This is a genomic window from Pseudomonas sp. NPDC089396 (genome assembly GCF_044749545.1).
Lineage (GTDB): Bacteria > Pseudomonadota > Gammaproteobacteria > Pseudomonadales > Pseudomonadaceae > Aquipseudomonas.
This window is the reverse complement of sequence record NZ_JBIVIC010000028.1, coordinates 1-2,604: the sequence shown is the minus strand read 5'-3', so window position 1 is coordinate 2,604 and position 2,604 is coordinate 1. Positions and strand designations below refer to the sequence as shown.

The following is a 2,604-nucleotide window of genomic DNA, read 5'->3' as shown; positions in this document are numbered from 1 at the left end:
AGCAAATTGCTTGGGTGTTATATGGTCAAGCCTCACGGGCAATTAGTATTGGTTAGCTCAACGCCTCACAGCGCTTACACACCCAACCTATCAACGTCGTAGTCTTCGACGGCCCTTTAGGGGATTCAAGATCCCAGTGAGATCTCATCTTGAGGCAAGTTTCCCGCTTAGATGCTTTCAGCGGTTATCTCTTCCGAACATAGCTACCCGGCAATGCCACTGGCGTGACAACCGGAACACCAGAGGTTCGTCCACTCCGGTCCTCTCGTACTAGGAGCAGCCCCTCTCAAATCTCAAACGTCCACGGCAGATAGGGACCGAACTGTCTCACGACGTTCTAAACCCAGCTCGCGTACCACTTTAAATGGCGAACAGCCATACCCTTGGGACCGGCTTCAGCCCCAGGATGTGATGAGCCGACATCGAGGTGCCAAACACCGCCGTCGATATGAACTCTTGGGCGGTATCAGCCTGTTATCCCCGGAGTACCTTTTATCCGTTGAGCGATGGCCCTTCCATACAGAACCACCGGATCACTAAGACCTACTTTCGTACCTGCTCGACGTGTTTGTCTCGCAGTCAAGCGCGCTTTTGCCTTTATACTCTACGACCGATTTCCGACCGGTCTGAGCGCACCTTCGTACTCCTCCGTTACTCTTTGGGAGGAGACCGCCCCAGTCAAACTACCCACCATACACTGTCCTCGATCCGGATAACGGACCTGAGTTAGAACCTCAAAGTTGCCAGGGTGGTATTTCAAGGATGGCTCCATGAGAACTGGCGTCCCCACTTCAAAGCCTCCCACCTATCCTACACAAGCAAATTCAAAGTCCAGTGCAAAGCTATAGTAAAGGTTCACGGGGTCTTTCCGTCTAGCCGCGGATACACTGCATCTTCACAGCGATTTCAATTTCACTGAGTCTCGGGTGGAGACAGCGCCGCCATCGTTACGCCATTCGTGCAGGTCGGAACTTACCCGACAAGGAATTTCGCTACCTTAGGACCGTTATAGTTACGGCCGCCGTTTACCGGGGCTTCGATCAAGAGCTTCGCTTGCGCTAACCCCATCAATTAACCTTCCGGCACCGGGCAGGCGTCACACCCTATACGTCCACTTTCGTGTTTGCAGAGTGCTGTGTTTTTAATAAACAGTCGCAGCGGCCTGGTATCTTCGACCGGCGTGGGCTTACGCAGCAAGTGCTTCACCCTCACCGGCGCACCTTCTCCCGAAGTTACGGTGCCATTTTGCCTAGTTCCTTCACCCGAGTTCTCTCAAGCGCCTTGGTATTCTCTACCTAACCACCTGTGTCGGTTTGGGGTACGGTTCCCAGTTATCTGAAGCTTAGGAGCTTTTCTTGGAAGCATGGCATCAACCACTTCGTCGCCTAATGGCAACTCGTCATCAGCTCTCGGCCTTGAGATCCCGGATTTGCCTAAGATCTCAGCCTACCACCTTAAACTTGGACAACCAACGCCAAGCTGGCCTAGCCTTCTCCGTCCCTCCATCGCAATAACTGGAAGTACAGGAATATTAACCTGTTTTCCATCGACTACGCTTTTCAGCCTCGCCTTAGGGACCGACTAACCCTGCGTCGATTAACGTTGCGCAGGAAACCTTGGTCTTTCGGCGTGCGAGTTTTTCACTCGCATTGTCGTTACTCATGTCAGCATTCGCACTTCTGATACCTCCAGCAAGCTTCTCAACTCACCTTCACAGGCTTACAGAACGCTCCTCTACCGCATCACCAAAGGTGATACCCGTAGCTTCGGTGCATGGTTTGAGCCCCGTTACATCTTCCGCGCAGGCCGACTCGACTAGTGAGCTATTACGCTTTCTTTAAAGGGTGGCTGCTTCTAAGCCAACCTCCTAGCTGTCTAAGCCTTCCCACATCGTTTCCCACTTAACCATGACTTTGGGACCTTAGCTGACGGTCTGGGTTGTTTCCCTTTTCACGACGGACGTTAGCACCCGCCGTGTGTCTCCCATGCTCGGCACTTGTAGGTATTCGGAGTTTGCATCGGTTTGGTAAGTCGGGATGACCCCCTAGCCGAAACAGTGCTCTACCCCCTACAGTGATACATGAGGCGCTACCTAAATAGCTTTCGAGGAGAACCAGCTATCTCCGAGCTTGATTAGCCTTTCACTCCGATCCACAGGTCATCCGCTAACTTTTCAACGGTAGTCGGTTCGGTCCTCCAGTCAGTGTTACCTAACCTTCAACCTGCCCATGGATAGATCGCCCGGTTTCGGGTCTATACCCAGCGACTAAACGCCCTATTAAGACTCGCTTTCGCTACGCCTCCCCTATTCGGTTAAGCTCGCCACTGAATATAAGTCGCTGACCCATTATACAAAAGGTACGCAGTCACCTAACAAAGTAGGCTCCCACTGCTTGTACGCATACGGTTTCAGGATCTATTTCACTCCCCTCTCCGGGGTTCTTTTCGCCTTTCCCTCACGGTACTGGTTCACTATCGGTCAGTCAGTAGTATTTAGCCTTGGAGGATGGTCCCCCCATATTCAGACAAAGTTTCTCGTGCTCCGTCCTACTCGATTTCATTGATAAGAGATTTTCGTGTACGGGGCTATCACCCACTATGGCC

Annotated in this window: 1 rRNA gene; it reads right to left on the bottom strand. The window is 52.2% G+C overall.

Annotation, left to right across the window (positions count from 1 at the left end):
* Nucleotides 1-21 precede the first annotated feature (21 nt).
* Nucleotides 22-2,604: ribosomal RNA gene (locus ACIPZB_RS27165) — 23S ribosomal RNA — on the bottom strand; the annotation flags it as partial.